The organism is Kitasatospora sp. CM 4170, from assembly GCF_032110285.1.
GTDB classification, from domain to species: Bacteria; Actinomycetota; Actinomycetes; order Streptomycetales; family Streptomycetaceae; genus Kitasatospora; species Kitasatospora aburaviensis.
Genome location: NZ_CP134877.1, coordinates 5,196,499 through 5,222,842, shown reverse-complemented (window position 1 = coordinate 5,222,842; position 26,344 = coordinate 5,196,499). Strand labels below are relative to the sequence as shown.

Sequence of the window (26,344 nt, the reverse complement as noted above, 5' to 3'; positions counted from 1 at the left end):
CGGACGGCGCCGGGCTATTCCGGGCGCCCGAGCAGTTCGGTCAGGTGCTCCGGCGTGGCGTCCGGGCAGACCTTGTGCACGAAGGCGCGCCGCAGCCGGTGGTACGGCTCGCCGTCCCGGTAGAAGTTGCGGTGCATCCGCCGCAGCTCCTCGGCCCGGTGGTCGGCCGGCGGCCGGACGTCGTCGTCCTCGGCCAGTCGGCGCTTCTTCTCCACCAGCCGCCCGGTCAGCTCCGGCGACCCGGCCAGCCGGGCCGCCTCCCGGGCCACCCAGCGGCGGAACTCCGCCGCGTCGCCGCCCCGGGTGCGGTCCACCAGGCCCAGCCGCTCCGCCCGGGCCGCCCCCACCGGCAGGGCCTCCGAGGTCAGCCGCTCGGCCTGCTCGGCGCCGACCCGGCGGGGCAGGGTGTACGTCCAGTACTCCGAGCCGTACAGGCCCATCAGCCGGTAGTGCGGGTTGAGCACGGCGGACTCCCGGCACCAGACCTCGTCGGCGGCCAGGGCGAGCATCAGCCCGCCGGCGGCCGCGTTCCCGGCCAACGCCGCGACGGTGACCTTGTCGGTGGTGGTGAGGACCGCCTCGACCAGGTCGTCCATCGCGTTGATGTTCTCCCAGGACTCCAGCGCCGGGAAGGACGCACCCTCGATGACGTTGAGGTGGATGCCGTTGGAGAAGAAGTCGCGGGCCGCGCCGAGCACCAGCACCGAGGTCGGCCGGTCGGCCGCCTCCTGGTAGGCGGCCAGCAGGCGGCGGCACTGATCGGTGCTCATCGCCCCGCCCGTGAAGGCGAATTCGAGGAAACCGACGCCGTCCCGCTCGCGGTAGCGCAGCTCCGACCAGGTCTCCCGGTCCGCTGCCGCGGCCGGGCTCACCGGCACCTCGCGGACCCGGTAGAGGTGCTCGGCGAGCACGGTCGCCGCCGGCTGCTTGAAGGTGGCCGGACCGCCGGGCGTCCGCCGCGGGCGCAGCTGCGGGATCCAGACCGCGCCGTCCACGGTGGCCCGGCAGATCGCGCCGTCCCGGGTGGCGAGCACCGCGCCGGGCACCGGGCCCCGCAGCTCGTCCTCCGGGTGGCCGCCGTGCAGGAAGTACTCGCGCCCGAACAGCTCGTCCAGCACGCCCGGTTGCGAGTCGGCCGCGCGGAGCTTGCGCAGCACGGTCGCGGTGTCGTCGGCCGCCCAGTCGATCCTGCGGTCCTCCTGGCGCAGCAGCGGACGCAGTCGGCCGCGGACGTCCGGCCGGTCGTAGTCCAGCGGTTCGGGGGTGAACAGGCCGCCGCGGAACCGGTCGACCGCCTGCAGCACGGCCGTGACGGCGGCGTCGGCGAGCTCGTTCCGGTACAGCTCGCTCTTGCCGCAGGCCGGCACCGGGAAGTCGGCCGAGGCCCAGATGTCCCCGGCGTCCAGCTCCGCGACCGCCTGGAGGACGGTCACGCCCCAGCGTTCGGCCCCCTCGGTGATCGCCCAGTCGAGCGAGGAGGGGCCGCGGTCGCCCTTCGGCCCCGGGTGGACGATCAGGACGGTCCGGGTGGACCAGACGTCCTCCGGGACCGCCCTGGTGAGCATCGGGCAGATGATCAGCTCGGGGTCGGTCCGGGCCACCGCGGCCCGCACCTGCTCGTCGCCGAGCGCGAGTTGCACGGCCACCTCGTGGCCGCGTTCCCGCAGTTCGGTGTGGACGCGCTGGGTCAGGCTGTTGAACGCGCTGGCGATCAGAAGTACGCGCAAGGGGGGCCTCCGGGCGGTGACGGGCGTCGTGCGCGGAGGTGATGAAACCAGGGCATGGACACGTAACGATTACGGTCGGCGCTCCCCCGCCCGACCCTCACCCACCTCGCACACCTGTGCACCCGGCACCGCGCGCGCTTCGCCCGATCTCCCCAGAACCTCCCGACCCGCCCGGTGACGCGCAGCGCCGCACGGACGCTGCGGTGCCGTGGCGTCCGCGCGGCTCCTGCCGCGTCCGCGCCGGTCGGCGCGGGAACGCGTGCCGGTCGGCGCGGGAACGCGTGCTGGTCAGCGCGGGAACGCGCCGCTCAGCGCGGGAACGCGCGCCGGGCCCGCCAGGTGGTGTGCTCGCGCGAGACCGCGTCCTCCGCCTCGGCGGCCAGCCGGGCCCAGCGCTGCTCGGCGTCCGGGGCCTTGAGGTCCAGGTCGGAGAGCTGGTTGCCGACGTTCTCCAGCTCGCGCGCGGCCAGCTGGTACGCGGCGGCGAGCGGGCGCAGCTGCTTGAGCTGGGTCCAGGCGATCACCGCGGCGGCCGCCGCCGAGCTGGCGCCGAAGATGTGCACCGGCAGCGCCCCGACCGCCTGCGCGATCGCCGCCGCCGCACCGATGATGATCAGCGCCGCGACCCCCAGCCCCCAGGAGACCGCCTGCGTCTCGCAGGCCTCGGCCCGCGAGCGGTACCACGTCCGCTGCCCCTCCACCCGGGTGCGCAGGTAGAGCGTGCGGCGCTCGGTCAGGCTGCCGGCCCGGGCCCGGCGCATCTCCGCGGTGATCTCCGGGACGGTGCCGGGCGGCACGATCTCCGGATCCTCGAAGGCGCGCAGCACGTCCTCCAGCTGGAGCAGGTAGCCGCGGTCCACCTCGGCCGACTCCGCCCCGCCATCGAACGGGCGGGCGCGCACGGCGTACTTCCAGGCCAGCGTCTTCACCGACTCGGCCGCCGCCCGGGCCTCGTACCAGCGCCCCTGCGGGTTGCTGCGCCGCAGCCGGGACCAGAAGTAGCCGGCGACCAGGAACGCCACCACCGAGAAGAGCGGCGTGATGTCGCCGTCGCCGCGGCGCTCGGGCCCGGGCAGCGAGCCCACCACCGCCGCGACCACCAGCATCGAGATCAGGCCCCGGTACCAGCGCAGCGTCTCGCGCTGCCCGTCCAGCGAGGCCTTGTCCGCCGTCCAGAACAGCTCCGGCAGCAGCTTCGCCTCGACCCCTCCGGGCGGATCCTGTTGCACCATCGGTAGAGCCCCCTCCCCGTGTCCGGCCCAGGCAGTATGCCCACCACCAACTGGGCTACACAGTCCCCTTCCTGCCACGCACCGGCGGCATGTGATTGCCCGTCAGGGCGGTAACCGATATAAACGGTTACATGACCTCCCCCGTGCACTGGAAAGTCGTCGTCGACTGCGCCGAGCCGCACCGCCAGGCCGCCTTCTGGGCCGAGGCGCTCGGCTACACCGTCGAGGACCACGGCGTCCTCATCGAGCAGCTGCTCGCCGCCGGCCGGATCACCCCCGCCCTCCTCACCGAGGTCGACGGCCGCCGGGCCTGGCGCACCCTGGCCGCCGTCCGTCACCCCGAGGACCCGCACGACCCCACCTCCGGCACCGGGCTCGGCCGCCGCATCCTCTTCCAGCAGGTCCCCGAGCCGAAGACGGTCAAGAACCGCCTCCACCTCGACCTCCACCCCGGCCCCGACGCCCGCGACGCCACCGTGGCCCGCCTCGGCGGCCTCGGCGCCACCGTCCTGCGCCACGTCCAGGAGCCGGGCACCGACCACGTCGTCATGGCCGACCCCGAGGGCAACGAGTTCTGCGTGCAGTAGCCACGGCGAAGGCCGGGCCACGGACGATCGAGGCAGGGCGCGGTTTCCATCGACGGTTACTTCGCAGTGAGGATTCAAGCGGAAAGGGAGTCGCAGGCGGATCCCCATCCGCCTGCGACTCCCTGCGCCATGTGGTGAAAAGCCCGATAGGCCGACGTGGTCAGAGCAGGCCGAGGGCCGGCATCAGGTAGTAGAAGGCGAAGACCGCGGACACCGCGTACATCGCGGCCGGAACCTCGCGGCCGCGGCCGGCGGCGAGGCGCAGGACGCAGAAGGCGACGAAGCCGAAGCCGATGCCGTTGGTGATGGAGTAGGTGAACGGCATCATCACCATGGTCAGGAAGGCCGGGATCGCGATGGTGTGGTCGGCCCAGTCGATCTCCTTGACCGAGTTGGCCAGGATCAGGAAGCCGACGGCCACCAGCGCGGGGGTGGCGGCCTGGGCCGGGACCATGCCGGCGAGCGGGGCGAAGAAGAGCGCCACCACGAAGAGCAGGCCGGTGACGATCGAGGCGAAGCCGGTCCGGGCACCCTCGCCGACGCCCGCGGTGGACTCGACGTAGCAGGTGTTGGCCGAGCAGGAGGTGGCGCCGCCGGCCGCGGTGGCGATGCCGTCGACCATCAGGATCCGGTTGATGCCGGGCAGGTCGCCCTTCGCGTCCAGCAGGTGAGCCTCGTCGGCGACGCCGAGGATGGTGCCCATCGCGTCGAAGAAGCAGGACATCAGGACGGTGAAGACGAAGAGGGCGCCGGTGAGCGCGCCGACCTTCTCGAAGCCGCCGAACAGGCTGACGTGGCCGACCAGGCCGAAGTCGGGGGCGGCGACCGGGTTGCCGGGCCAGGCCGGGACGGTCAGGCCCCAGCCGGCGGCGGGGACGCCGGCGATCTTGTCGATCACCACGGCGACGACGGTCGTCACGGCGATCGAGACCAGGATCGCGCCGGGCACCTTGCGGATGATCAGCACCAGGGTGAGCAGCAGGCCGAGCACGAAGACCAGGACGGGCCAGCCGAGCAGGTGGCCGTTGCCGCCGAGCTGGAGCGGGACGGTGGTGTGCGCGACGTCCGGGATGCGGCTGACGAAGCCGGCGTCGACCAGGCCGACCAGGGCGATGAAGAGGCCGATGCCGATCGCGATCGCCTTGCGCAGGCCGAGCGGGACGGCGTTCATGACCCGCTCGCGCAGGCCGGTGGCGACCAGGAGCATGATCGCGAAGCCCGCCAGTACGACCATGCCCATGGCGTCCGGCCAGGTCATCTTGGGGGCGAGCTGGAGGGCGACGATGGTGTTGACGCCGAGGCCGGCGGCCAGGCCGATCGGGACGTTGCCGATCACGCCCATCAGCAGGGTGGTGAGCCCGGCGGTGAGGGCGGTCGCGGTGACCAGCTGCGCGTTGTCCAGGTGGGCCCCGGTCATGTCCGTGGCGTTGGCCAGGATGATCGGGTTGAGCACCAGGATGTACGCCATGGTGAAGAAGGTGGCGATGCCGCCGCGGACCTCGCGCGGGAGGGTGGAGCCGCGCTCGGAGATCCGGAAGTAGCGGTCCAGGGCGCCGGCGGGGGGCTTCGGCGCCGTGGCGACGGGCTCGGGCGACTCGGTGGTCGGCTGGGCCACAGGCATGCGTGCGTCCTCTGGTGGGGGCTGAGGAGAGGGTCCGCGCCCGGGGCGACGATGGCCGGGCGGGCCCGGCGGCGCGGCGTCGGCCCAGGTGTCCTGGGGCATGGCGCAGCCAACCGGAAGGCCCCAGTATGGGTGCCCCGATCGCACACGCGCTATCTTCGCGCGTAGAACGATCAACGCGGCCGGAGGCCTGATCAGGAGCCGCCGAAAGTCGGACGCGCGGCCGTCGCCCCGTACTCTAGAGCCCATGCCGAAGACCCCGCTGCACCCCTCGCCCCCGCCGCTGGAGGCCAACGACGTCGCCATCGTCGGCGGCGGCACGGTGCTGTGGTTCGTCGCCTTCCTGGCCCTGCTCCCGTTCCGGGGGACGCTCGCCGACCACGGCCACGGGAACTGGCCGTGGATCTGCCTGGCCGGGGCCGGCCTCGGCCTGATCGGCCTCTGGTACTGCCGCGCCCGCCGGGACGCGATCGCCCGCAGCCGCGCCGCCGAGGCCGCGACGGCCGAGCGGTCGGCCGACGAGCGGTCGAGCGGCGAGAACGGCGCGGACCCGGCCACCCGGTCGGACTGACCGGATCCGGCCACCCGGTCGGACCGAATAGTCCTTTAGTAGCACGCATCGGACATAAGGCACCCGTAGAGTCGGTGCCATGACCCAGCCTGCCCAGCAACCGGAACAGGCGCCCGGCGACGGTCACGACGGCGCCCACCCGCTCGGCCTGCTGCCTGGCCGGCGCGGCGGCCTCACCACCACGGAGGTCGCCGAGCGGGTCGCCCGGGGGGACGTCAACGACGTCCCGGTGCGGTCCAGCCGCTCCACCCGGGAGATCGTCCGGGCCAACGTCTTCACCCGCTTCAACGCGATCATCGGCGTGATGTTCGGGATCATCCTGATCGTCGGCCCGATCCAGGACGGCCTGTTCGGCCTGGTCATCGTCGCCAACACGGCGATCGGCATCGTCCAGGAGCTGCGCGCCAAGAAGACCCTGGACAGCCTGGCGTTGATCGGCGAGGCCAGGCCCCAGGTCCGCCGGGACGGCACCGTCCAGCAGATCGCCACCGGCGAGATCGTCCTCGACGACACCGTGCTGCTCGGCATCGGCGACAAGGTGATCGTCGACGGCGAGGTGACCGAGGCCGACGGGCTGGAGATCGACGAGTCGCTGCTCACCGGCGAGCCCGACCCCGTCCTCAAACAGCCCGGCGACCAGGTGATGTCCGGCAGCTTCGTGGTGGCCGGCGCGGGCGCCTTCACCGCCACCAAGGTCGGCCGCGAGGCGTACGCGGCCCAGCTCGCCGAGGAGGCCAGCCGGTTCACCCTGGTCAGGTCCGAGCTGCGCAGCGGCATCGACAGCATCCTGCGGTTCATCACCTGGCTGCTGGTGCCCACCGCCGTCGGACTGGTGATCAGCCAGCTCGCGGTGGAGGGCCGGGACTGGCAGGAGGCCGTCCGCCGGATGGTGGCCGGCATCGTGCCGATGGTCCCCGAGGGCCTGGTACTGCTGACCTCGGTCGCCTTCGCGATCGGCGTGATCCGGCTCGGCCGCAAGCAGTGCCTGGTGCAGGAGCTGCCCGCGATCGAGGGGCTGGCCCGGGTGGACACCGTCTGCCTGGACAAGACCGGCACGCTCACCGAGGGCGGCATGGACGTGGTCGAGCTGCGCACCCTCCCCGAGGCCGACGGCCACCCGCGCCCGGACGCCCCGCCGGCCCGGCAGGTGCCCGCCGACCCCGAGGTCGTCAAGCAGGCGCTCGGCGTGATGGCCGGCGCGGACGCCCGCCCCAACCCCTCGATGCAGGCGGTGATCGACGCCTACGGACGCAACGGCGGCAACGGCGACGGCGCGAGCGGCGGCTGGCGGGTGATCGAGGCGATGCCGTTCTCCTCCGCCCGCAAGTGGAGCGGGGTGCAGCTGCTGGAGCCGCAGGGCGCCGAGGCCAGCTGGCTGCTCGGCGCGCCGGACGTGCTGCTGCCCGCCGGGCACCCGGCGCTCGCCGACGTGGACGAGCTCGGCACCAAGGGCCTGCGGGTGCTGCTCCTGGGCCGCACGCCCGTCCCGCTCGACGCCCCGGACCCGGCCGCCGACCTGCAGCCGCTCGCCCTGGTCGTGCTCCAGCAGCGGCTGCGCGAGGACGCCGCCGACACGCTGCGCTACTTCGAGGGGCAGCGCGTCCAGGCCAAGGTGATCTCCGGTGACGCGGCCGTCTCGGTCGGCGCCGTCGCCGCGCACCTCGGCCTGCCCGGCGCCGACCGGCCGCTGGACGCCCGCAGCCTGTCCGCCGAGCCCACGGAGTTCGCCGACGCCGCCGAGCGGACCACCGTCTTCGGCCGGGTCACCCCGCAGCAGAAGCGGGAGCTGGTCGGTGCGCTGCAGTCGCGCGGGCACACCGTGGCGATGACCGGCGACGGCGTCAACGACGTGCTGGCGCTCAAGGACGCCGACATCGGCGTGGCGATGGGCACCGGCAGCGACGCGACCAAGGCCGTCGCGCAGATCGTGCTGCTGAACGACTCCTTCGCCACCCTCCCCTCGGTGGTCGCCGAGGGCCGCCGGGTGATCGGCAACATCGAACGGGTGGCCGGGCTCTTCCTGGTGAAGACGGTCTACTCGGTGCTGCTCGCGCTGCTGGTGATCTTCACGCACTCGCCGTACCCGTTCCTGCCCCGGCACTCGACGGTGCTCTCCACCCTCACCATCGGCGTCCCGGCCTTCTTCCTCGCCCTGGCGCCCAACAACGAGCGGGCCCGCACCGGCTTCGTCAGCCGGGTGCTGCGGCTGGCGATCCCCGGCGGCATCATCGCCGGGACGGCCACCTTCACCGCGTACGCGCTGGCCCGGGCCAACCACGCGACCGACCTCGAAGCCGACACCAGCGTGGCCACGCTGACCCTGTTCCTGGTGGCGATCTGGGTGCTGGCGATCGTGGCCCGGCCGTACAACTGGTGGCGGCTGCTGCTGATCGGGACGATGTGCGGGGCGTTCGCGCTGGTGCTGACGGTGCCCTGGCTGTCGGACTTCTTCGAGCTCTCGCTCGCCGGCACCCGCGACCCGTGGCTCGGCGTCGTCATCGCCCTGATCGCCGGGGTGGTGCTGGAGGTGGTCTGGCGGGTCATGCGGCGCGCGTCGGACGACTGAGCCCGTCCGGCCCGGGGGCACCCGCTCGCGTGGTGGAGCGGGTGCCCCCGGCCGGGGTGGCCGGGGTGGCCGTCAGCCTTCGAAGTCGCGGGCGGCGGAGAGCTCGTAGGCGCGGTCCGGTTCGGTGAGCGCGGCCAGCACCTCGAACCGGCGGTGCCACTGGCCGACCGACCAGGCCAGCCCGGCCGCCAGCCCCTCCGGGGTGGCGGCGTGCAGCAGCCCCGGCACCGGCGGCAGCTCGAACTCGTCGTCCTCGTCGGCCGCCTCGGCCGCGTCCGGGTCGTACGGCGCCTCCGGGGTGTCCGCCGCGCTGTCCCAACGCCAGTCCACCGCGGCCTCGTTGCCGTCCGGGCCGACCACCAGCAGCTCCTCGTGCTCCTCGTAGGCCAGCGGGCAGCCGGGCAGCAGCTCCCGCACCACGGCGGGGACCCGGTGCAGCTGCCCCTCGGAGAGCACCCGGCCGCCGGCCACCTCGCTGGCCAGCGAGACGTGCAGCCGCTCGGCGAGGTCGGCCGCCAGCGCCGGGGCGACCGGCAGCAGCGGGTACGGGTGCAGCAGCTGGACGAGGTCCGGCGCGTCGGCGACGACCGCCTCGGTGGCGTCCACGATCACCGTGTGCGCCGGGCGGCGGCCGGTCTCCGGGTCCAGCGGCGGCAGCGCCCGCACCACGTCGAGCGGCTCGATCCGCTCGGCCTCGACCCGGGCCAACGCGCTGTGGATGCCGTGCAGCTGGCGGTGGCCGATCTCGGAGGCCGGGTCGGTGAGCCGGTCCAGCACCTCGTCCGGGCCGTGCGGCTCGGCGAGCAGCGCGGTCAGCGTGGTGCGCACCCCGAGCGCGTGCAGGAACTGCTCGTCCAGCGTGGTCCGGGCCTCGTCGTAGAGGCCGCGCAGCAGCGGGTCGGCGCCGGCCGCGCGCAGGCCGGCCGGCTCGCGGCCGTCCAGCACCGGGTGGTCGCGCAGCCACCAGGCGGTGTACGGCGGCAGGTCGGCGTACGAGCCGTCCGGCAGCAGGGTGCGGACGGGGTTGACCACGGCGTCCCGGTACGGCGGGCGGGCCAGCGCGGCCAGCGCCTCGGGCCAGGCGTCGTCGTCCACCAGGTCGAGGTCGCGCACGGCCAGCAGCTCGGCGGCGACGGGCGGCACGCCCACCGGCTCTCCCCCAGCCTCCGGCCGGGAGGTACCCCCACGGTCGTCGAGGTACAGGGCCTCCAGGGCGTCCTCGGCCCACTCGGCGAGGCCGTCCGGCGCCTCGTCCAGCAGCCCGGTCGGGTGGCCGCCGGCCGCGCGGTCGGCGGGGGCGGTCGGGTCGAGCCGCTCCAGGTCGTCCGGGTCGAGCACCACGTCCTCGGCGCGGACCAGCACGAAGTCGGCCGGCACGCCCGCGGCGGCGAGCACCTCGGGGCCCCAGCGCTCCATCAGCTCGTCGTCCACCCAGCCCGCGTCGTCCTCCCGGGCCACGGCGGCGAGCGCGCTGCCGGGCAGGATCAGCTCGCCCGCGCGGGCCGGCTCGCCCTCGTCGTCCAGCAGCGCCAGCCGGGCCAGCCAGGGGTGCTCGCCGACCGCCGGGGCGGCCGCCTTGACCAGGGCGAGCACCGAGTCGGCGAGGTCGGCGGCGGCGTCCAGGTCCTCCTCGGCCAGCTCGTAGGAGCGGGCGACGGCGGCCCGCACCTCGGGCGTGTCCAGCACCCCGGCCGGGGTGGCGGTTCCCGCGCCGAGCTTGGCCAGCAGCGGGTGCGCGGCCTCCGGGTGGGCGAGGCGCAGGTCGAGCAGGGCGAGCGCGCCGGCCAGCGCCTCGGGGTAGCCGGGGTAGGCCGCCCAGTCGGCGGCGTCGGAGGGCAGCAGCACCCGGCGCGGGCCGGTGACGGTACGGCCGTCGGCCAGCGGGACGGGCAGCGCGCCGAGCGCCTCCGGGTCGGCCGCGCCGAGCGCCGCGTAGAGGTTGCGCCACCAGGCCGGCTCGCGGTCCAGCCCGCCGAGCTGGTCGACCACCTCGGCCAGCGGCACCCGGCGCACCTGCAGCACCCGCAGCTCGGTGCGGCGCTCCAGGCCGGCCGGCAGCAGCCCGGGGAAGATCGGCGCCAGCGCCTCGACCACCGATTCGTCCGCACCCTCCAGCAGCGTGGCGTCCCGGGGCCGCAGCGCCGGCGTGCCCTCCTCGACCGGAGCCGGGTGCGGCAGGAACGGCGTGCCGGGCAGCCGGGAGAGGATCGCGGCGCGCAGCGCGTTGTCCAGCGCGCCCTCGCCGAGCGGACCGGGGACCAGGCCGAGCGAGCCGAGGTCGCCGCCGCGGGCGCGCAGCAGGTCGGCGTAGGCCTCGGCGGCGCGCTCGGTGAGGAAGTCGGCCAGCGGGCCCGGCGCGACGTGCCGGCGGGTGGAGTCCAGCGGGTAGGAGGCGATCAGCAGCGCGGGCAGACCGAGCGGCTCGTCGCTGGGCGTGGGGGCGTGCAGCACGGGCGCGATGCCGGGCACCTGCGGGGCGCCGGCCGGGCCGACCGGGACGGCCCAGGTCACGGTCCAGTACGGGCGGGCGCGCTCCTCGGTGGGCCGGTCGGTGAGCAGCGCGGCGTCCAGGGTGCCGGAGGCCCCGGCGGTCTGCCAGACGGTCCGGCGCAGCCGCCCGCCCGCGTCGTCGGTGACGGTGATCCCGGTGACGCCGTCCGGCCGCGGCGCGGCGGCCGACCGGGTGAGCGTGCGGGTGCCCTCCGGGGTCTCCACCACGACCTCCGCCAGGCCGGGCAGGGTCAGCAGCAGGGCGTCGTCGACACCGGCCAGCAGCCGGCGGGTGAGGTCCTCGGCGGCGGCGTCCCGCAGCGGCAGCACGACCACCGTGTCGTAGCCGTCGGGGGCGGGGCCCTCGGCGGCGAACGGCAGCCGCAGCAGCGGCACATGGCCGTCCCGGCGGCGCAGCTCGTCGGTGAGCGCGGGCTGCGCCTCGGCCAGTGAGCGGGCCTCGCCGAGCGACCAGCGCACGCCGCCGGCCGCGCCGAGCACGGCGGGCTCGTCGGTGACCGCGAGGACGGCGGCGAAGCCGACGCCGAACCGGCCCACGGTGGGGCGGCCGGCGGCCGCGTCCCGCTTGGAGGAGGCACGCAGCGTGGAGAGCGACTCGACGGCGGCCTCGTCCAGCGGTGCGCCGGTGTTGGCGGCGGCCAGGACGCCGTCCGCCAGGGTGAGCCGGAGCCGGCCGGGGGCGCCGCCCGCGCGGACCGCCGCGTCGGCCGCGTTCTGCGCCAACTCGACCACCAGGCGGTCCCGGTAGCCGCCGAGGGCGAGCTCCTCCTCGGCGTTGGCGTCCTCCCGGAACCGGGCCGGGGAGGCGGCCCAGGCGTCCAGCACCCGGCGGCGCAGCGCGGCGCTGCCGAAGGGGTCCGCGCGGTGCTCGTCCGTTCCGCTGCCGATGATCCGAGGTTCCACTGGACCTGCCGCCTTCCGCCGCCCTGTACTTCGTACGGGGGGCATTCTCCCCCGGCCGGGCACCCCCGGCGGACCGGGGTGGGGCCGCGGCGCCGCCGGAACGGCCGCGGCCCGCCCACCCGTGCAGGTGGGCGGGCCGCGCGGGCGTCCGGACCGGCCGGAATCGATCCGCCGTGGCCGGCCGACCGGGGACGGTCGGCCGGGGGCGCGGGATCAGGAGTGGCCGAGCTCCTCGGCGGGGGCGTCGGGCTCGACCGAACCCGCGGTGCGGTCGGGGTGCAGCTGCATCGGCTCGACCACCAGCTCGTCCAGGATCAGCTCGGACGGCGCCGGCGGGGCCGGGATCACGGCCGCCTCGGAGTGGCCGCCGCAGCCGTACGCGAAGGAGACGATCTGGCCGTCGGCCGGGCCGAACTCGTTGCCGCAGACGCCGAAGGCCTGGCCGAGCGAGCCGCCGATCGGGATCAGGAAGCCGCAGCTGACGCAGGAGGCCGGGGCGGACTGCGCCATCGGGGTCTGCGGGCCGTGGGCCTTCTCCCAGCGGTCGGCGGCGAGGTGCAGGCCGAGGCGGGAGAGCACCCGGCTGCGGCCCATGCCGAGCTCCGCGGCGACGGCGCCGATCTCGGCGCGGGCCGGGGCCGGCTGGACGTCCGAGTCGCTGACGACCACGTCCTCCGGGGCGGCCAGCGCCATCGCGGAGTTCGGCGCCGGCTCGTCCTCGCCGGTCCAGCCGGGCTCCAGGCGCAGGTCGTCCGCGTCGGTGGGCAGCAGGTCGCCCGGGCCCATGTCGCCGGGGCGCAGCCGCTCGCTCCACGGCACCCACTGCGGGGCGAGGACGGCGTCGGGGCCGGGCAGCAGCACGACCTCGTCCAGCGTGACGTTCTTGGCGCGCGGCGCGCGCGCCACCGTCACGGCCCAGTGCCAGCCCCGGTAGGCGGCGTCCAGGCACTCGAAGGTGTGGGTGACGACGCGGTCGGCGTCCGCCTGGGCACCGGAGTGGGCACCGACGGCTTCGGCTCCGACGGCCTCGTTCGCTGCCTGTCGGGCGAGTTCGACGGCCTCGGCACAGAGCCGATCGGGGGTACGGCTTCGCATCGCAGCACTCACGGCGTCGATTCTCTCCCAGTTCTTCTGTTGCCTGCGGCGTTTTGCCCGTTCCGTCGCGGCTCGGTGTCCCTCGTCCATTCTGCGCGACCACGGGCCGCCAGGGGTACCGGCCGCGCCGCTCGTCCGGTCGGGCCGGCCGCGGCCGCTGGTGGGTCGGACCTGGGCAGGCTACCCGCCGGTCGGCCACCCGGCACAGTCCGGGGCGGACGCCACCGTCGCGGCGGCCGCGCCGCGCGGACCGGAATCCCGCGTCGCGGTACCGATTCTGGGGCAGGATGGGCATGTGGCGGACGAGAACCCGTCGCAGCACGCACTGCACGCTTCGCAGGCCGGCAGTCCCGACGACGAGGCGGGCGCCGTGCCGCGGCAGCAGCCTCCGGTCCTCGCTGCGGGCGAACCGCAGCCGGCGGACGCCTCGTCGACGCCCACGGATCCCGCCGGGCACCCGGCGCCCCCGGGCGCCGCGGCCGGCCCCCACGCCCCCGCCGGCGCCACCGCGGTGTCCGCCGGGCACATCGGCACGGGCGGGCACCCCGACCCGGGCGATCCGGATGATCCGGACGGCCCCGCGGACTCCGACGGCCACACCGGCCTCGACGACGAGGAGCACGAGGAGCCCCGCCGGCACTTCCTGATCCGCACCGCCTCCGCCGCCGGCTCGCGCACCGGGAAGGTCGTGCACGGCACCGGCCGGCGGATCCGCCGGGCCACCTCCGCCGAGGGCGCCGGCGAGTCCGGCCTCGCCAAGCTGATCGAGCTGCACGCGCTGAACTCCTTCGGCGACATGCTGATCACCGTCGCGCTCGCCTCCACCATCTTCTTCTCCGTCCCCACCGGCGAGGCCCGCGGCCGGGTGGCGCTCTACCTGCTGATCACCATGGCGCCGTTCGCCGTCCTCGCCCCGGTGATCGGCCCGCTGCTCGACCGCCTGCCGCACGGCCGCCGGGCCGCGATGGCGATGTCCATGCTGGCCCGGGCGGTGCTGGCCTGGACGATGGCGAGCACGGTGGCCGGCGGCGGGCTGGCGCTCTATCCGGAGGCGCTCGGCGTCCTCGTGGCGTCCAAGGCCTACGGCGTGGTGCGCAGCGTGGTGGTGCCCCGGCTGCTGCCCAGCCGGCTGTCGCTCGTGAAGGCGAACTCCCGGGTCACCCTGGCCGGGCTGCTGGCCACCATGGTGGCGGCCGGGGTCGGCGGGCTGCTGCACCTGATCGGGCCGGGCTGGCCGCTGCGCGGCGCCTTCCTGGTCTTCGTGGTCGGCACCCTGATGGCCTTCCACCTGCCGCACAAGGTGGACTCGGCCAAGGGCGAGCAGCGCGCCGTCCTGCACGCGGAGGTGCACGGCGAGGCCGCCGGCGCCGTCGGCCCGTCCGGGCAGGCCGCCCGGCCCCCCGTCCCGAAGGCGTCGCTGCGCACCGTCGGCCCCTCGGTGATCCTGGCGCTGCGGGCCATGTCGGCGCTGCGCTGGCTGGTGGGCTTCCTGGTGATGTTCCTGGCCTTCCTGCTGCGCACCGAGCCGATCGGCGGGCTGCAGCCGACCCTGGCGCTCGGGCTGGTGGCGCTGGCCGCCGGCACCGGGAACGCGCTCGGCTCGGTGCTCGGCTCCTGGCTGCGCACCCGCGGCTCGGAGGCGACGGTCACCGCGATGCTGCTGCTGGCCACCTGCGCCACGGCCGCCGCCGCGCTCTGGTACGGCGTGGTGACGGTGATCGCGGTCGCCGGGGCGGCCGGGGTGGCGGCCTCGCTGGGCAAGCTGGCGCTGGACGCGCTGATCCAGCGCGACGTCCCCGAGGCGGTCCGGACCTCGGCCTTCGCCCGGTCGGAGACCCTGCTCCAGCTCTCCTGGGTGGCCGGCGGCGCGGTCGGCATCCTGCTGCCGCTGAACGGCGTGCTGGGCCTCTCCGTGGCGGCCGCGGTGGTCGGCGTGGTGCTGCTCCTGACGGTCCGCTCGCTCTTCAAGATCGGCCTGCGCCACCGCGCCGCCGCGCCCCGGGTCGCCTGACCGGCAGGACCGGCCGGCTGGTCCTGCCGGGCGCCCGACAGCACCGACCGGGCGGGCGACCCGGCCGCAACACGCGGTTGCCGACCCCCGCGTAGCGTGATCGGCAAAGCCCGGTAGCCTCTGACGCATGAGCCTCAACACCCGTGTCATCGCCGCCCTCGGCGCCGTCGTCGTGATCGGCGCCGGCACGGTCGTCGGGTCGATCGCCTACGCCAGCGACCAGGACAAGCCGAGCGACCACCGCGTCACCCTCACCGTCGGCACCTCCTCGATGGAGGAGGACCCCTTCTGCTTCAACGACGGCAAGCCGCTGACCGACCAGCAGCAGGAGGAGTGCCAGGAGAAGGCGGGCAAGGCCCTGGACGAGGGCAAGCTCCCCAAGTCCGACGTGGTCTCCAGTGACGGCATCGGCCTCGGGGTGACCCCGGACGTGGCCGACCGCGGTTGGTGGGCCAACTCCAACGGCGGCCAGGGCCAGGGCGGCCGCTTCGTGCTGGCCTCCGCGGCCAAGGGCTCGACCTACTCGGGCACCGTTCAGGCCTCCAAGGCGCTCAACTCCTCCGGCAAGACCCTGATCACCGTGGTCGAGTCCGACCCGAAGCAGCCGGACGCGATCTACGGCGTCTGGTACTTCCAGCTGAACACCCAGGACAACTGACGGCCGTCCCGGTGACCGTACGGCTTCCCGGCGAGCAGTCGGCCCCCGAGCGGGGCCGGCTGCTCGTCGTCGTCGCGGTGCCCGCCGAGGCGGAGGCGGTCCTGCGCGGCCTGCCCGGCTCCGCCGGGCCGGTGCCGCTGCCCGGCGGCGGACTGCACTGCACCCGCCACCCGGCCGGTCCGGAGGTGGACGTGCTGGCCGCCGGGGTCGGCCCGGCCGCCGCCGCCGCGGGCGCGTCCGCCGCGCTCGCCGCCCACCGGTACGACGCGGTCGTCTCGGCCGGGATCGCCGGCGGCTTCGCCCCGCGGGCGCCGATCGGCGCGACCGTGCTCGCCGGCGCGATCGTCGCCGCCGACCTCGGCGCCGAGACCCCGGAGGGCTTCGCCGACGTCACCGAGCTGGGCTTCGGCACCGTCCGGCACACCCCGCCGCCGACCGCCGTGGCGCTGGCCGCGGAGGCGCTGGCCGCCGGGGCCGCCGGGCCGGTGGTCACCGGCACCGTGCTCACCGTCTCCACGGTCACCGGCAGCGCCGAGCGCGCCGCCGCCCTGACCGCCCGCCACCCCGGCGCGGCGGCGGAGGCCATGGAGGGGTTCGGGGTCGCCGAGGCGGCCGCCCGGCACGGCGTACCGGCCTTCGAGCTGCGCACCGTCTCCAACCCGGTGGGCCCGCGCGACCGGGCGGCCTGGCGGATCGGCGAGGCGCTGGCCGCGCTGGAGCGGGCGTTCGCCGCGCTGCCCTGTCCGGAGTTCCTGAAGGAGGCCCGCCGTGGCTGAACCGCTGAGCATCGCCTACTCGCCCTGCCCGAACGACACCTTCGTCTTCCACGCCTGGGCGCACGGCCTGGTGCCCGGCGCGGACGCCCCCGAGGTCACCTTCGCGGACATCGACGTCACCAACGGGCTGGCCGAGCGCGGCGAGCTGGACGTCCTCAAGGTCAGCTACGCCGCGCTGCCCTGGGTGCTGGACGAGTACGCGCTGCTGCCCTGCGGCGGCGCGCTCGGCCGCGGCTGCGGCCCGCTGGTGCTGACCCGCCCGGAGCTCGCCGCGGGCCCGGGCGCCGGCGACCTGACCGGCCGGACCGTCGCGGTGCCCTCCGAGCGCTCCACCGCCTACCTGCTGTTCCGGCTCTGGGCGGCCAAGGCGGTGCCCGGCGGCTTCGGCGAGATCGTCGTCCTCCCGTTCCACGAGATCATGCCCGCCGTCCGGGACGGCCGGGTCGACGCCGGCCTGGTGATCCACGAGGCCCGCTTCACCTATCAGCAGTACGGGCTGCACCGCCTCGCCGACATGGGCGAGGCCTGGGAGCAGGAGACCGGCCTGCCGATCCCGCTCGGGGCGATCATCGCCAAGCGCTCGCTCGGCGCCGAGCGGCTGCAGGCCCTCGCCGGGACGATCCGCGACTCGGTCCGGCAGGCCTGGGCGGACCCGTCGGCCAGCCGCGCGTACGTGCTGGCGCACGCCCAGGAGATGGACCCGGCCGTCGCCGACCAGCACATCGGGCTGTACGTCAACGAGTTCACCGCGGACCTCGGCGAGGAGGGCTACGGCGCCGTCCGGGCGCTGCTCACCCGGGCCGCCGAGAAGGGCCTGGTGCCCCCGCTCGCCCCGGGCGCGCTGGACCTCTGAGCCCGGTCCCCCGGGCGGGGACCCCGCGGACAGCACGACGCGCCCCGGACGGCGCGGCCGCCCTGTGGCGGTCGCGCCGTCCGGGGCGCGTCGGCCCCGCTGCGGTCAGATGTCGAACTGGTCGGCCACCGCGCGCAGCACCCCGGCCAGCTTCTGGCCGGTCGGCTTGGCCGGGTACCGGCCGTGCTGCAGGCCCGGCAGCACCGCGTCCATCATCGTGATGAGGTCCTGCACCAGCGCCGCCATGTCGTCCGGGCTCTTGCGCTGGGCCGCGGCCACCGACGGCAGCGCGTCCAGCAACTGGACGCCCATCGCCTGGTCGCCGCGGTGGCCCGCCACCACGCCGAACTCGACCCGCTGGCCCGGCTTCAGCGCGGTGACACCGGCGGGCAGCGCCTTGGTGTGGACGAAGACGTCGCCGCCGTCGTCGCGCGACAGGAAGCCGAAGCCCTTCGTCTCGTTGAACCACTTGACCTGGCCGGTGGGCATCTCGAACAGTCCTCGATGTGGGTGTGAGGGATCCCGGACCTGGCCGGGGATCACTGGGTGATGGGGGGTGGCGGGCCGACCTCGGGCGGACGCCCGGCAAGACGCTCATGGTCGGTACGCGCAGGGAGCAGACTAACGGTCCGTTACTGCCTCATCCGCGTTCCGCGAAGGTTCCGTGCGGGGCTCTCGCGGCCACGGGCGACCCGGTACTGGCACGGCCGGGGCGCGACTCGGCGCTTTCCACTGGCTCACACCCCCGGGTCTGAGGAGACGGGGCGCACCTGTCGCACCCCTCGGCACAGCCTGCATACCCCCGCTCAGCAGGGATCAAAACTCCCAGCTCCCGGGAAACTGCGCAACGTGACCGACCGGACCGGCTGCGGAGCGGTCCGGCCCGGGGGCCGCACCGGGCCTCTGCCAGACTGGTCCGGCAGTCCGACCCGCAGAGGAGCACCCCCGTGAGCAGCAAGAGCGCCGACCGCGGCGACCTTTACGTCAAGTCCGGAGCGATCGTCTTCGGACTCGGCGCGCTCGCCACGCTCGCCACCTTCGTGCCGCTGTTCCTGCACCTGACGCCGCTGCCGACGGCCGCGTACTGGCTGAGCATGCTGATGCCGCTGGGGTTCCTGCTGGCCCTGACCGGCATGGTGCTCTCCGCCCGCGCCCAGCGCCGGCGGGTCCACGCCGAAGGCTGAGCCGTCGCGGTCCCCGGCGCCCGGCCGCCCCGGGGCTCGGGTCTCAGGACGCGGCGGCCCTCAGGACGCGGCGGCCAGGTGGCCGGCCAGCCAGGCCGGGAACTCCGTGAGGTCGGCCAGCACCACGTCCGCACCGGCCGCCAGCAGCTCCTCGGCCGGGTACGGGCCGGTGGCCACGCCGACCGCGACGGCCTCCGCGTGCCGGGCGCCCCGGATGTCGCCGAGGTGGTCGCCGACGTAGACGCTCGCGCCGTGCTCGCGCAGCGCGGCGCCCTTGGTCTCCGCCCAGAGGTCGCCGACCAGCGCGTCCGCGCGCAGGCCCGCGTGGTCCAGGTGCAGCCGCGCGTTCGGCTCGTACTTGCCGGTGATCACCGCGACCCGGCCGCCGTGCGCGCGGACCGCCTCGACGGCGGCGTGCGCGCCGGGCAGCGCGACGGTGGGTTCGAAGGCGTACTCGCGGTAGAGCGTGCGGTAGCGGTCGGCGATCTCCGGCAGGTGCTCGGCCGGGAACCAGTTGCGCAGCTCGTCCAGGAGCGGCGGCCCGAGCCGGGAGACCGCCAGGTCCGCGTCGATGAACGTGCCGGTCTCGGCGGAGAGCGCCAGGTAGGTCGCCTTGATGCCGGGCCGGGTGTCCAGCAGGGTCATGTCGAGGTCGAAGCCGACGGTGAGCGGGGGCAGGGCATCCGGGTTCGCGGGCATGCGGCCAGGCTATCCAACGGCGGCCCGGCGGCCCGGGGACGGCCGCCGGAACGATTTGCCCGGGCTTTTCGGGGGAACTTAGGTTTGCCTCAGCTATCTGCGAGAGTGAGCCATGACCGACACCACCGCGCCGCCCGCGGGGCCGACCACCGCGCCCGGCAAGCGGCGGCTGCTGCACCGCCGGCTGCTCTGGTTCGCCGCGGCGCTCGCCGTCCTGGTCGCCTCCGTCCTGCTGAGCCTGGCCGTCGGCAGCCGCACCATCCCGTTCGGCGACACCGTGGACGCCCTGCTGCACGGCGGGGACTCCCCCGACGCCGTGGTGGTCCGGGAGCTGCGGGTGCCGCGGACGGTGGTCGGGCTGGCGGTGGGCGCGGCGCTCGGCCTGGCCGGCGCGGTGATGCAGGGCGTCACCCGCAACCCGATCGCCGACCCGGGCATCCTCGGCGTCAGCCAGGGTGCGGCGGCCGGCGTGGTGCTCGCGATCTCCGCGTTCGGGATCTCCACCCTGACCGGCTACGTCTGGTTCGGCTTCGCCGGCGCGGTGATCGCCGCCGTACTGGTCCACGGCCTGGCCGGCCGGGGCCGCGGCGGCGCGACACCGGTGAAGCTGGCGCTGGCCGGCTCGGCGATGTCCGCGTTCATCGCCTCGCTCAACACCCTGGTGCTGACCACCGACGCCGCCGCGATGGACCGGTTCCGGTTCTGGCACGTCGGCTCGCTCTCCGGGCGCACCGCCGATGTGGCCTGGCAGCTGATCCCGTTCCTGCTGGTCGGCGCGGTGCTGGTGGGCGCGGTGGCGCGCGGCCTGGACGCGCTGGCGCTCGGCGAGGACACCGCCCGGGGCCTCGGCGCGAAGACCGGCGCCGTCCGCGCGGTCGGTGCCCTCGGCGCCACCGTGCTGACCGGCTCGGCGGTCGCGGCGGCCGGTCCGATCGCCTTCGTCGGCCTCGCCGTGCCGCACGCCGCCCGCGCGGTCGCCGGCGCCGACCACCGCTGGGTGCTCGCCTTCTCGGCCGCCCTCGGGCCGGCGCTGCTGCTGCTCGCCGACGCGCTCGGCCGGGTGCTCTTCCCGCCCTCCGAGGTTCCTGCCGGGGTGATGACCGCGCTGGTCGGGGTGCCGGTGCTGGTCACCCTGGTCCGCCGCCGGAAGGTGGTGGCGGCGTGACGTCCGTGGCCCTGCGGGGGTACACCGTGCTGCGCGCCGGGCGGACCTCGTTCCTGCTGCACCGCCGCTCGGCCGCGGCCGCGCTCGGCCTGCTGCTGGCGCTGGCCGCCACCGTGGTCGCCTCGCTCTGCCTGGGCGAGTCCACCGTCGCGCCGGGCGAGGTGCTGAAGGTGCTGCTCGGGCAGCCGAGCCCGCACGAGCTGGTGGTGGGCGAGTTCCGGCGGCCCCGGGTGGTGGTGGGGCTGCTGGCGGGCACCGCGCTCGGCCTGGCCGGCGCACTGGTCCAGACCGTCGCCCGCAACCCGCTGGCCAGCCCGGACGTGGTCGGCGTCTCCTGGGGCGCCACCGCCACCGTGGTCGGCCTGATGGCGTACGGCGTGGTCGACTCGCCCGGGCAGGTGCCGTACGCGGCGGTGGCCGGCGGTCTGGCGGCCGGCCTGCTGGTCTACCTGCTGGCCTGGCGGCGCGGGCTGCACGCGCAGCGCTTCGTACTGGTCGGCATCGGGATCAGCGTCGCGCTCTCCTCGCTCACCTCGGTCTTCCTCACCAAGGGCGACGGCTTCCAGGCCCAGGCCGCGAAGGTCTGGATGACCGGCAGCCTCAACGGCTCCGGCTACGACCAGGCCGGTTGGCTGGCCTGGGTGCTGCCGGCCGCCGTGCCGGTGGCGCTCTGGGCGGCGCGGGCGCAGCGGTCGATCTCCTTCGACGACGCCACCGCCGTCGGGCTCGGCCTGCGGCTGGACCGGATCCGGCTCGGCATGGCGCTGCTTGGCATCGTGCTCGCCGCCTGCGCCGCCGGCGCGGCCGGCCCGGTGGACTTCGTCGCGCTGATGGCCCCGCAGATCGCGCTGCGGCTGGCCCGCTCGGCGCAGATCCCGCTGCTCGGCTCGGCGCTGACCGGCGCGCTGGTGGTCGTGCTCGCCGATCTGCTGGCCCGGCGGCTGCTGGCACCGATCGAGTTGCCGGTCGGCGTGGTGACCGGGCTGGTCGGTGCGCCGTACCTGATGTGGCTGCTGATTCGATCCCGCCGTGGAGGTTCCTGATGCCCGCTCACCGTCTGGAGGCCCGGGGGCTGACCCTCGCCTACGAGGCGCGCACGGTCGTGGAGGGGCTGGACCTCGTCGTCCCGGACGGCCGGGTGACGGTGATCGTCGGCCCGAACGCCTGCGGCAAGTCGACGCTGCTGCGCGCGCTCGGCCGGCTGCTCAGGCCGGTGCGGGGCGCGGTGCTGCTGGACGGTGCGGAGCTTGCCCGGACGCCGACCAGGCGGATCGCCCAGCGGATCGGGCTGCTGCCGCAGTCCCCCACCGCGCCCGAGGGCATCTCGGTGGCCGACCTGGTCTCGCGCGGGCGTCAGCCGCACCAGAGCTGGTGGCGGCAGTGGTCGGCGGAGGACGAGGCGGCGGTCGCGGAGGCGCTGGAGCGCACGTCCACGGCGGAGCTGGCCGAGCGGAGCGTGGACGAGCTCTCCGGCGGCCAGCGCCAGCGGGCCTGGATCGCCATGGCGCTCGCCCAGGGCACCGACATCCTGCTGCTGGACGAGCCGACCACGTTCCTGGACATCGCCCACCAGGTGGAGGTGCTGGACCTGGTCCGGCGGCTCAACGTCGAGCGCGGCCGCACGGTGGTCGCGGTGCTGCACGACCTCAACCAGGCCGCCCGGTACGCGGACCACCTGGTGGCGATGCGGGACGGGCGGATCGTCGCCCAGGGCGCGCCGGGCGAGGTGGTGACCGCGGAGCTGGTGCGCGAGGTGTTCGGCCTGGAGTCGGTGGTCGTGCCGGACCCGGTGACCGGCACGCCGCTGGTCGTCCCGGGCGCGCCGTGGGCGGTGAAGGCGGACGCCTAGCGGGCAATTCGGACATAATCGACGCGCCGCCACCGTGTTCGACCCGTCCGAGGACCGCCGATGCCCCCGATCACCCGCCGCGCACTGCTCGCGGCGCTCGGCGCCGCCGCCCTCACCGGGTGCAGCGCACGGCAGAGCACCCTGCCGCTGGACGGCGCCGCCGCTTCGGCCGCCGCCGCCTCGCCGCCGGGCCCGAGCGCGCTGCCGAGCCCGAGCCCGCTGCCGCCGGTCACCGTGAACACCGCCAACGGGCCGGTGACGGTCCCGGGCGCCCCGATGCGCGTCGTCACGCTGGACACCGCCGAGCTCGACTCGGCGCTCACCCTGGGCATCACCCCGGTCGGTGCGGCCCTCGCGCCGGCCGATGCGGGCTTCCCCGACTACTGGCCGACGTCCCGGCTCAGCGGGATCACCCGGGTCGGGTCGATCGGCGCCCCGGACCTCGCCACGATCCGGGCCCTGCGGCCGGACCTCATCCTCACCAACCAGGCCCGCGACGGCGCCCGGTACGACCAGCTGCGCGAGCTCGCCCCCACGGTGATGACCCAAACCACCGGCGCGCCGTGGAAGGCGGACTTCCAGGTGCACGCCCAGGCGCTGAGCCGGCAGGCCGCGGCGGCCGCGTTCGTCGCCTCCTACCAGCGGCACGTCGCGCAGGTGGTGCAGGCGCTGTCGAACGCGCGGGCCTCGGGGCGGCGGGTCAGCCTGGTGCGGTTCGTCGAGGGCGGCGGGATCCGGATGTACGGGAAGCAGAACTTCCTGGGCACGGTGCTGGCCGACGTCCAGCTGGGCCGGCCGGACGCGCAGAACGTCGACCAGTTCGACGTGGTCGTCCCGGAGGACCAGCTCGCCAGGGCCGACGGCGACCTGCTGCTGTACGCCTCCTACGGCGATCCGGTCCGGTCGGGCGCGACGACGGTCCTGGCGGGCCCGGCCTGGCAGGCGCTCGGCGCCGTGAAGGCCCACCGGGCCTTCGAGGTGGACGACCAGCTCTGGTTCCAGGGCATCGGGTACACCGGGGCCAACTTCGTCCTGGACGAGCTGCAGCGCCTCCTGGGCGCGTGACGGGCGCGGCCCGGCCGGGGCGGCGCCCGGGGTCGGCGCCCGGAGGCCGTGTCGGCCGCGGAGGGTCACGCCGGGCCAGGCGGGCCGCCTCCCGCGTAGCGGGCGGGTGGCATGCCGACGGCCGCCGTGAAGTCCCGGGTGAAATGGGCCTGGTCGGCGTAGCCGAGGTCGGCGGCGAGCGCGGCCCAGTCCACGGTTGCGCCCCGATCGGCCCGTTCGGCGGCCTCGTGGAGCCGGGCCCGGCGCAGCACCCACTTGGGCGGGGCGCCGACGTACTCGGCGAAGAGGCGCTGGAGCTGTCGCACCGTCAGGCCGAACTCGGCGGCGAGCCGGTCGACCCGGTGCAGGTCCGGCCCGTCGGCGATGCGCCGGACCACCGCGGCGGCCGTCCCGGCCTGACGCTCGACCGCCGGGTCCGGCGCGGGCAGCCGGGCCAGGAGGAAGGCGTCCACGGCGGCGGTGAGGGCCGCCGCGTCCGGGCCGGCGCGGCGGACCCGCTCGTTCAGCCGGTCCGCCTCCGGGCCGAAGAAGTCGGCCGCCGGCAGCGACCGGTCGGCGAGCTCGGCAACCGGCCGGCCGGTGAACGCGCGGAATCCGCCGGGCCGGAACCTGACACCGAGCGCGTGCCCGGCCCCCTCCAGCCGGCGGACGAACAGCGACCGGTCGACGCCGTGGACGCGGGCCCCCGGCTCCTCGAAGACCAGGTGGACGTTGGGGTGGGAGAGCACCTTCTGCTCGTACGGGGGCAGGCCCCGGCGGTCCCAGTGCACCAGCCAGTAGTAGTCGACCGAGCGCGCCAGGCCGGGCGCGGGACCGTGCCGCTCCAGACCGAGCACGCCCGCCGCCAGGCCGGGGTGGAGCACCCCGCGGCCGAACGCCGGCGGTTCGGGGCTGCGGGGCCCGGGGCCGAGGGAGCTCATGGCCGCCAGGGTAGCCAGGCCGACCGACACCGGCCGGGGCCGTCGCGTTTCTTCAAGACCCCGCCCGGCCCGGTGCCGAGGATGGGCCCATGAACGGTCACGCACTTCACCCCCTGCTTGCCCGCGCCGCCGCCGAGGCCGCCCGGGTCGCGCGCGGCGTCCGCCGGGAGCGGCTGGACGGCCCCACCCCGTGCCCCGGCTTCGACACCCGGACCCTGGTGAACCACTGGGTGCTCTACACCTCGCACGGCCTGGAGCACCGCGCCCGCCGGACCGAGCTGCCCCCGGAGCTGGTCGAACGTGACTTCACCGCCGACCCCGGCTGGGCCGGGGACTTCGCGCGGCAGCTGGACCGGGCGGTTGCGGCCTGGGCCGATCCGGCCGCCTGGGAGGGGGAGGTCGACCTCGGCGGGGCACCGGTGCCCGCGGTGGACATCGCCCGGATGCTGCTGGCGGAGCTGCTGCTGCACGGGTGGGACGTCGCCCGGGCGACCGGCCAGGGGGTCGAGGTCGGGGACGACCTGGCCGAGCTCCTGCTCGGCGTGGTCGAGGACCTCGCGGAGCTCTACCGGCAGTACGACGGTTTCGCCGCTCCCGTGCCGGTACCGGTCGGTGCCCCGGTGTTCGAGCGCGCGCTGGGGGCCTCCGGCCGGGACCCGCGGTGGGCCCCGGCGGCCGTCCCGACCGCCCCGACCGCCCCGGCCGCGTCCGCCTGAGTCCGGCCGAGTCCGACTGAACGAGCCGGACGCCCGGTCCGGGCGGACCGGGGAGCCCCGGACGGCCGGTCCCCTCCTCCCCCGGGCGAGGGGACCGGCCGTACGCCCGCCGGTTCAGGCCGGCGGGCCGCCCAGGGCCGCCCGGACCAGCCGGGTGACGGCCGGGACCGCCGCCCGGAGGTCGCCGTCGGGGCCGACCTCCTCACCGGCGAGGGCGTCGAAGGTCTCGAAGCCGGTGAGCACGAAGAGCACCGCCGCCGCGTCCCGCGGCCCGCCGTCGATCCGGGCGGCGAGCACCCGGGTGCCCTCGCGCCGCCGGGCGTCGCGCTCGGCGATGACCCGGCCCACCTCCTCGTCGAGCGCGGCCAGTGCCCGCAGCCGCCGGGTGCAGACGCGGTCCACCGCCCAGAAGCCGCCCATCACCTCGACGAAGCCGTCCACCGCCGCCCACGGGTCCGGCCGGGTGAACGCCCCGGCCAGGCGCGCCATCCCGCCCTGCTCTGCGAGGGCGTCGCAGACCGCCTCCAGCAGGCCGGTCTTGGAGCCGAACTGGTAGTAGACCGTGGCCCGGGCGACGTCGGCCCGCTTGGCCACCGCATCGAGCGAGAGCGCGCCCGTCGCGGTCAGCTGGGCCCGCGCGGCCTCGACGATCCGCGCGCGCGTCCCGTCGACGTCCGCCTGCCGCTGTCCCATCCGGTAGGACCGGGGGCTCATCGCGCTCGCCTCCACTCGCTCGTCCCGCCGCCGCTGCCGCGGCCGCCGTGAACAGGCAGTATCCCCGATCACCCGATGCCCGGGCGGAGCGCACAGGCGGACCACCTGGTCGCGGTGCCGATGCAGCCGGGGGCCTCCCGCTCGACCCGGGCGTCAGACGATGACCCGCCCGCCGCTGACGTCCAGCGTCTGACCGGTGATCCACGAGGACGCCGAGGAGGCCAGGAAGAGCGCGGCCGCCGCGATGTCCTCCGGCTCGCCGAGCCGCCCGAGCGGGTGGGCCGCCGCGACCGCCGCCCGGACCGGCGCCGGCATGACGGCGTCGGTCCGCTCGGTCCGGACCGCGCCGGGCGCGATCGCGTTGACCCGCACGCCCTCGCCGGCGAGCTCCAGGGCGAGGTGGCGGGAGTACATCAGGACGCCCGCCTTCGCGGCGGCGTACGCGGCGGACGAGCCGCTCGGCAGCCGCCCGGCGGTGGACGCCATGGTGACCACCGAGCCGCTGCGGCGCTCCGACAGGCCCGGCAGGAAGGCCTGGACGGTGAGGAAGGTGGCCGTGAGGTTGGCGTCCAGGACCGACCGCCAGTGCTCCTCCGTCTCCCGGACGGTCGGTACGGGGTAGCCGTCGCCGCCGGCGAACGCCGCGAGGACGTCCACCGGGCCGAGCTCCGCCTCGATCCGGGTGGCCGCCGGCCCGAGCGCGGCGGCGTCGGTGCAGTCGGCGACCAGGCCGAGCGCCTTGGCACCGAGGTCGCGCAGCTGCTCCGCGACGGTGGCGAGGGCGGCCTCGTCGCGGCCGAGGACGGCGACCGCGGCCCCCTGCCGGGCGAACGCGCGGGCGGTCTCGGCGCCGATGCCACGGCTGCCTCCGGCGATCACGACGACCTTCCCGGCCAGGTCGGGGTAACGAACTCCCATGTG

At 75.8% G+C, this 26,344-nt stretch carries 23 protein-coding genes; 13 read left to right on the top strand and 10 right to left on the bottom strand.

Translation table 11 applies throughout. From position 1 onward, the window contains the following. Positions 1-14 precede the first annotated feature (14 nt). Both RMN57_RS22355 and RMN57_RS22350 read right to left on the bottom strand, forming a co-directional pair. Positions 15-1,727, bottom strand: a complete 1,713-nt coding sequence (locus tag RMN57_RS22355) for an enoyl-CoA hydratase-related protein (RefSeq protein ID WP_313765113.1) — start codon at positions 1,725-1,727, stop codon at positions 15-17. Positions 1,728-2,035: 308 nt separating this feature from the next. Then, positions 2,036-2,959, bottom strand: coding sequence for a DUF4231 domain-containing protein (locus RMN57_RS22350; RefSeq protein ID WP_313765112.1), 924 nt, complete (start codon positions 2,957-2,959; stop codon positions 2,036-2,038). A gap of 131 nt (positions 2,960-3,090) precedes the next feature. On the opposite strand from RMN57_RS22350, the gene RMN57_RS22345 reads away from it, so the two are divergent. Continuing rightward, positions 3,091-3,546, top strand: coding sequence for a VOC family protein (locus tag RMN57_RS22345; RefSeq protein ID WP_313765111.1), 456 nt, complete (start codon positions 3,091-3,093; stop codon positions 3,544-3,546). A gap of 160 nt (positions 3,547-3,706) precedes the next feature. Here RMN57_RS22345 and RMN57_RS22340 read toward each other — a convergent pair whose 3' ends face one another. Beyond that, positions 3,707-5,167, bottom strand: coding sequence for an NCS2 family permease (locus RMN57_RS22340; RefSeq protein ID WP_313765110.1), 1,461 nt, complete (start codon positions 5,165-5,167; stop codon positions 3,707-3,709). Positions 5,168-5,414: 247 nt separating this feature from the next. Here RMN57_RS22340 and RMN57_RS22335 point away from each other — a divergent pair, with 247 nt between their 5' ends. Next, positions 5,415-5,738: a DUF2530 domain-containing protein gene (locus tag RMN57_RS22335; RefSeq protein ID WP_313765109.1), complete on the top strand. Its 324-nt coding sequence runs from the start codon at positions 5,415-5,417 to the stop codon at positions 5,736-5,738. A 79-nt stretch (positions 5,739-5,817) separates the two neighbouring features. Next, entirely contained in the window at positions 5,818-8,304 is a 2,487-nt protein-coding gene (locus tag RMN57_RS22330; RefSeq protein WP_313765108.1) for an HAD-IC family P-type ATPase, read from the top strand. Between the two features lie 72 nt (positions 8,305-8,376). On the opposite strand, the gene RMN57_RS22325 is transcribed toward RMN57_RS22330, so the two are convergent. Next, positions 8,377-11,718 carry a sacsin N-terminal ATP-binding-like domain-containing protein gene (locus tag RMN57_RS22325; protein WP_313765107.1) on the bottom strand — a complete coding sequence of 1,114 codons (3,342 nt, stop codon included), beginning with the start codon at positions 11,716-11,718 and terminating at the stop codon, positions 8,377-8,379. 213 nt (positions 11,719-11,931) lie between these two features. Continuing rightward, positions 11,932-12,813: a DUF3027 domain-containing protein gene (locus RMN57_RS22320; protein ID WP_313767914.1), complete on the bottom strand. Its 882-nt coding sequence runs from the start codon at positions 12,811-12,813 to the stop codon at positions 11,932-11,934. A gap of 643 nt (positions 12,814-13,456) precedes the next feature. On the opposite strand from RMN57_RS22320, the gene RMN57_RS22315 reads away from it, so the two are divergent. The 4 genes from RMN57_RS22315 (at position 13,457) to RMN57_RS22300 (ending at position 17,111) form a co-directional block, all read left to right on the top strand. Beyond that, complete coding sequence (locus tag RMN57_RS22315) at positions 13,457-14,824, top strand: MFS transporter (RefSeq protein ID WP_380235772.1); 1,368 nt, start codon at positions 13,457-13,459, stop codon at positions 14,822-14,824. 127 nt (positions 14,825-14,951) lie between these two features. Further along, positions 14,952-15,482, top strand: coding sequence for a hypothetical protein (locus tag RMN57_RS22310; RefSeq protein WP_313765106.1), 531 nt, complete (start codon positions 14,952-14,954; stop codon positions 15,480-15,482). Between the two features lie 11 nt (positions 15,483-15,493). Next, positions 15,494-16,258 carry a futalosine hydrolase gene (locus RMN57_RS22305; RefSeq protein ID WP_313765105.1) on the top strand — a complete coding sequence of 255 codons (765 nt, stop codon included), beginning with the start codon at positions 15,494-15,496 and terminating at the stop codon, positions 16,256-16,258. Next, positions 16,251-17,111, top strand: coding sequence for a 1,4-dihydroxy-6-naphthoate synthase (locus RMN57_RS22300; RefSeq protein ID WP_313765104.1), 861 nt, complete (start codon positions 16,251-16,253; stop codon positions 17,109-17,111). Before RMN57_RS22305 ends, RMN57_RS22300 begins: the two co-directional genes overlap by 8 nt. A 105-nt stretch (positions 17,112-17,216) precedes the next feature. Here RMN57_RS22300 and RMN57_RS22295 read toward each other — a convergent pair whose 3' ends face one another. Next, the gene (locus RMN57_RS22295) at positions 17,217-17,600 is read right to left on the bottom strand and encodes a cold-shock protein (protein ID WP_305067969.1); all 384 of its coding nucleotides are present in this window, start codon (positions 17,598-17,600) and stop codon (positions 17,217-17,219) included. Between the two features lie 458 nt (positions 17,601-18,058). Here RMN57_RS22295 and RMN57_RS22290 point away from each other — a divergent pair, with 458 nt between their 5' ends. Beyond that, positions 18,059-18,295 carry a hypothetical protein gene (locus tag RMN57_RS22290; protein WP_313765103.1) on the top strand — a complete coding sequence of 79 codons (237 nt, stop codon included), beginning with the start codon at positions 18,059-18,061 and terminating at the stop codon, positions 18,293-18,295. 60 nt (positions 18,296-18,355) lie between these two features. Here RMN57_RS22290 and RMN57_RS22285 read toward each other — a convergent pair whose 3' ends face one another. Then, positions 18,356-18,994: an HAD family hydrolase gene (locus tag RMN57_RS22285; protein ID WP_313765102.1), complete on the bottom strand. Its 639-nt coding sequence runs from the start codon at positions 18,992-18,994 to the stop codon at positions 18,356-18,358. Positions 18,995-19,106: 112 nt separating this feature from the next. Here RMN57_RS22285 and RMN57_RS22280 point away from each other — a divergent pair, with 112 nt between their 5' ends. Genes RMN57_RS22280 through RMN57_RS22265 form a run of 4 tightly spaced genes read left to right on the top strand, consistent with a single transcriptional unit; the run spans position 19,107 to position 23,073 of the window. Then, positions 19,107-20,159 (top strand): iron ABC transporter permease, encoded by a 1,053-nt coding sequence (locus RMN57_RS22280; protein ID WP_313765101.1) that lies wholly within the window; start codon positions 19,107-19,109, stop codon positions 20,157-20,159. After that, entirely contained in the window at positions 20,156-21,202 is a 1,047-nt protein-coding gene (locus RMN57_RS22275) for an iron chelate uptake ABC transporter family permease subunit (RefSeq protein ID WP_313765100.1), read from the top strand. Before RMN57_RS22280 ends, RMN57_RS22275 begins: the two co-directional genes overlap by 4 nt. Next, on the top strand, positions 21,202-22,008 hold the full coding sequence (locus RMN57_RS22270; RefSeq protein WP_313765099.1) for an ABC transporter ATP-binding protein: 807 nt from the start codon (positions 21,202-21,204) through the stop codon (positions 22,006-22,008). Before RMN57_RS22275 ends, RMN57_RS22270 begins: the two co-directional genes overlap by 1 nt. A 60-nt stretch (positions 22,009-22,068) precedes the next feature. After that, positions 22,069-23,073, top strand: a complete 1,005-nt coding sequence (locus RMN57_RS22265; RefSeq protein ID WP_313765098.1) for an iron-siderophore ABC transporter substrate-binding protein — start codon at positions 22,069-22,071, stop codon at positions 23,071-23,073. A 65-nt stretch (positions 23,074-23,138) separates the two neighbouring features. Here RMN57_RS22265 and RMN57_RS22260 read toward each other — a convergent pair whose 3' ends face one another. Beyond that, the gene (locus tag RMN57_RS22260; RefSeq protein WP_313765097.1) at positions 23,139-23,993 is read right to left on the bottom strand and encodes a helix-turn-helix domain-containing protein; all 855 of its coding nucleotides are present in this window, start codon (positions 23,991-23,993) and stop codon (positions 23,139-23,141) included. An 89-nt stretch (positions 23,994-24,082) separates the two neighbouring features. Here RMN57_RS22260 and RMN57_RS22255 point away from each other — a divergent pair, with 89 nt between their 5' ends. Further along, positions 24,083-24,709 (top strand): TIGR03086 family metal-binding protein, encoded by a 627-nt coding sequence (locus RMN57_RS22255; RefSeq protein WP_313765096.1) that lies wholly within the window; start codon positions 24,083-24,085, stop codon positions 24,707-24,709. 114 nt (positions 24,710-24,823) lie between these two features. Here RMN57_RS22255 and RMN57_RS22250 read toward each other — a convergent pair whose 3' ends face one another. Together RMN57_RS22250 and RMN57_RS22245 are read right to left on the bottom strand one after the other, a co-directional pair. Continuing rightward, positions 24,824-25,423 carry a TetR/AcrR family transcriptional regulator gene (locus RMN57_RS22250; protein ID WP_313765095.1) on the bottom strand — a complete coding sequence of 200 codons (600 nt, stop codon included), beginning with the start codon at positions 25,421-25,423 and terminating at the stop codon, positions 24,824-24,826. A gap of 153 nt (positions 25,424-25,576) precedes the next feature. Further along, positions 25,577-26,341: an SDR family NAD(P)-dependent oxidoreductase gene (locus RMN57_RS22245; RefSeq protein ID WP_313765094.1), complete on the bottom strand. Its 765-nt coding sequence runs from the start codon at positions 26,339-26,341 to the stop codon at positions 25,577-25,579. Between the last annotated feature and the right edge of the window lie 3 nt (positions 26,342-26,344).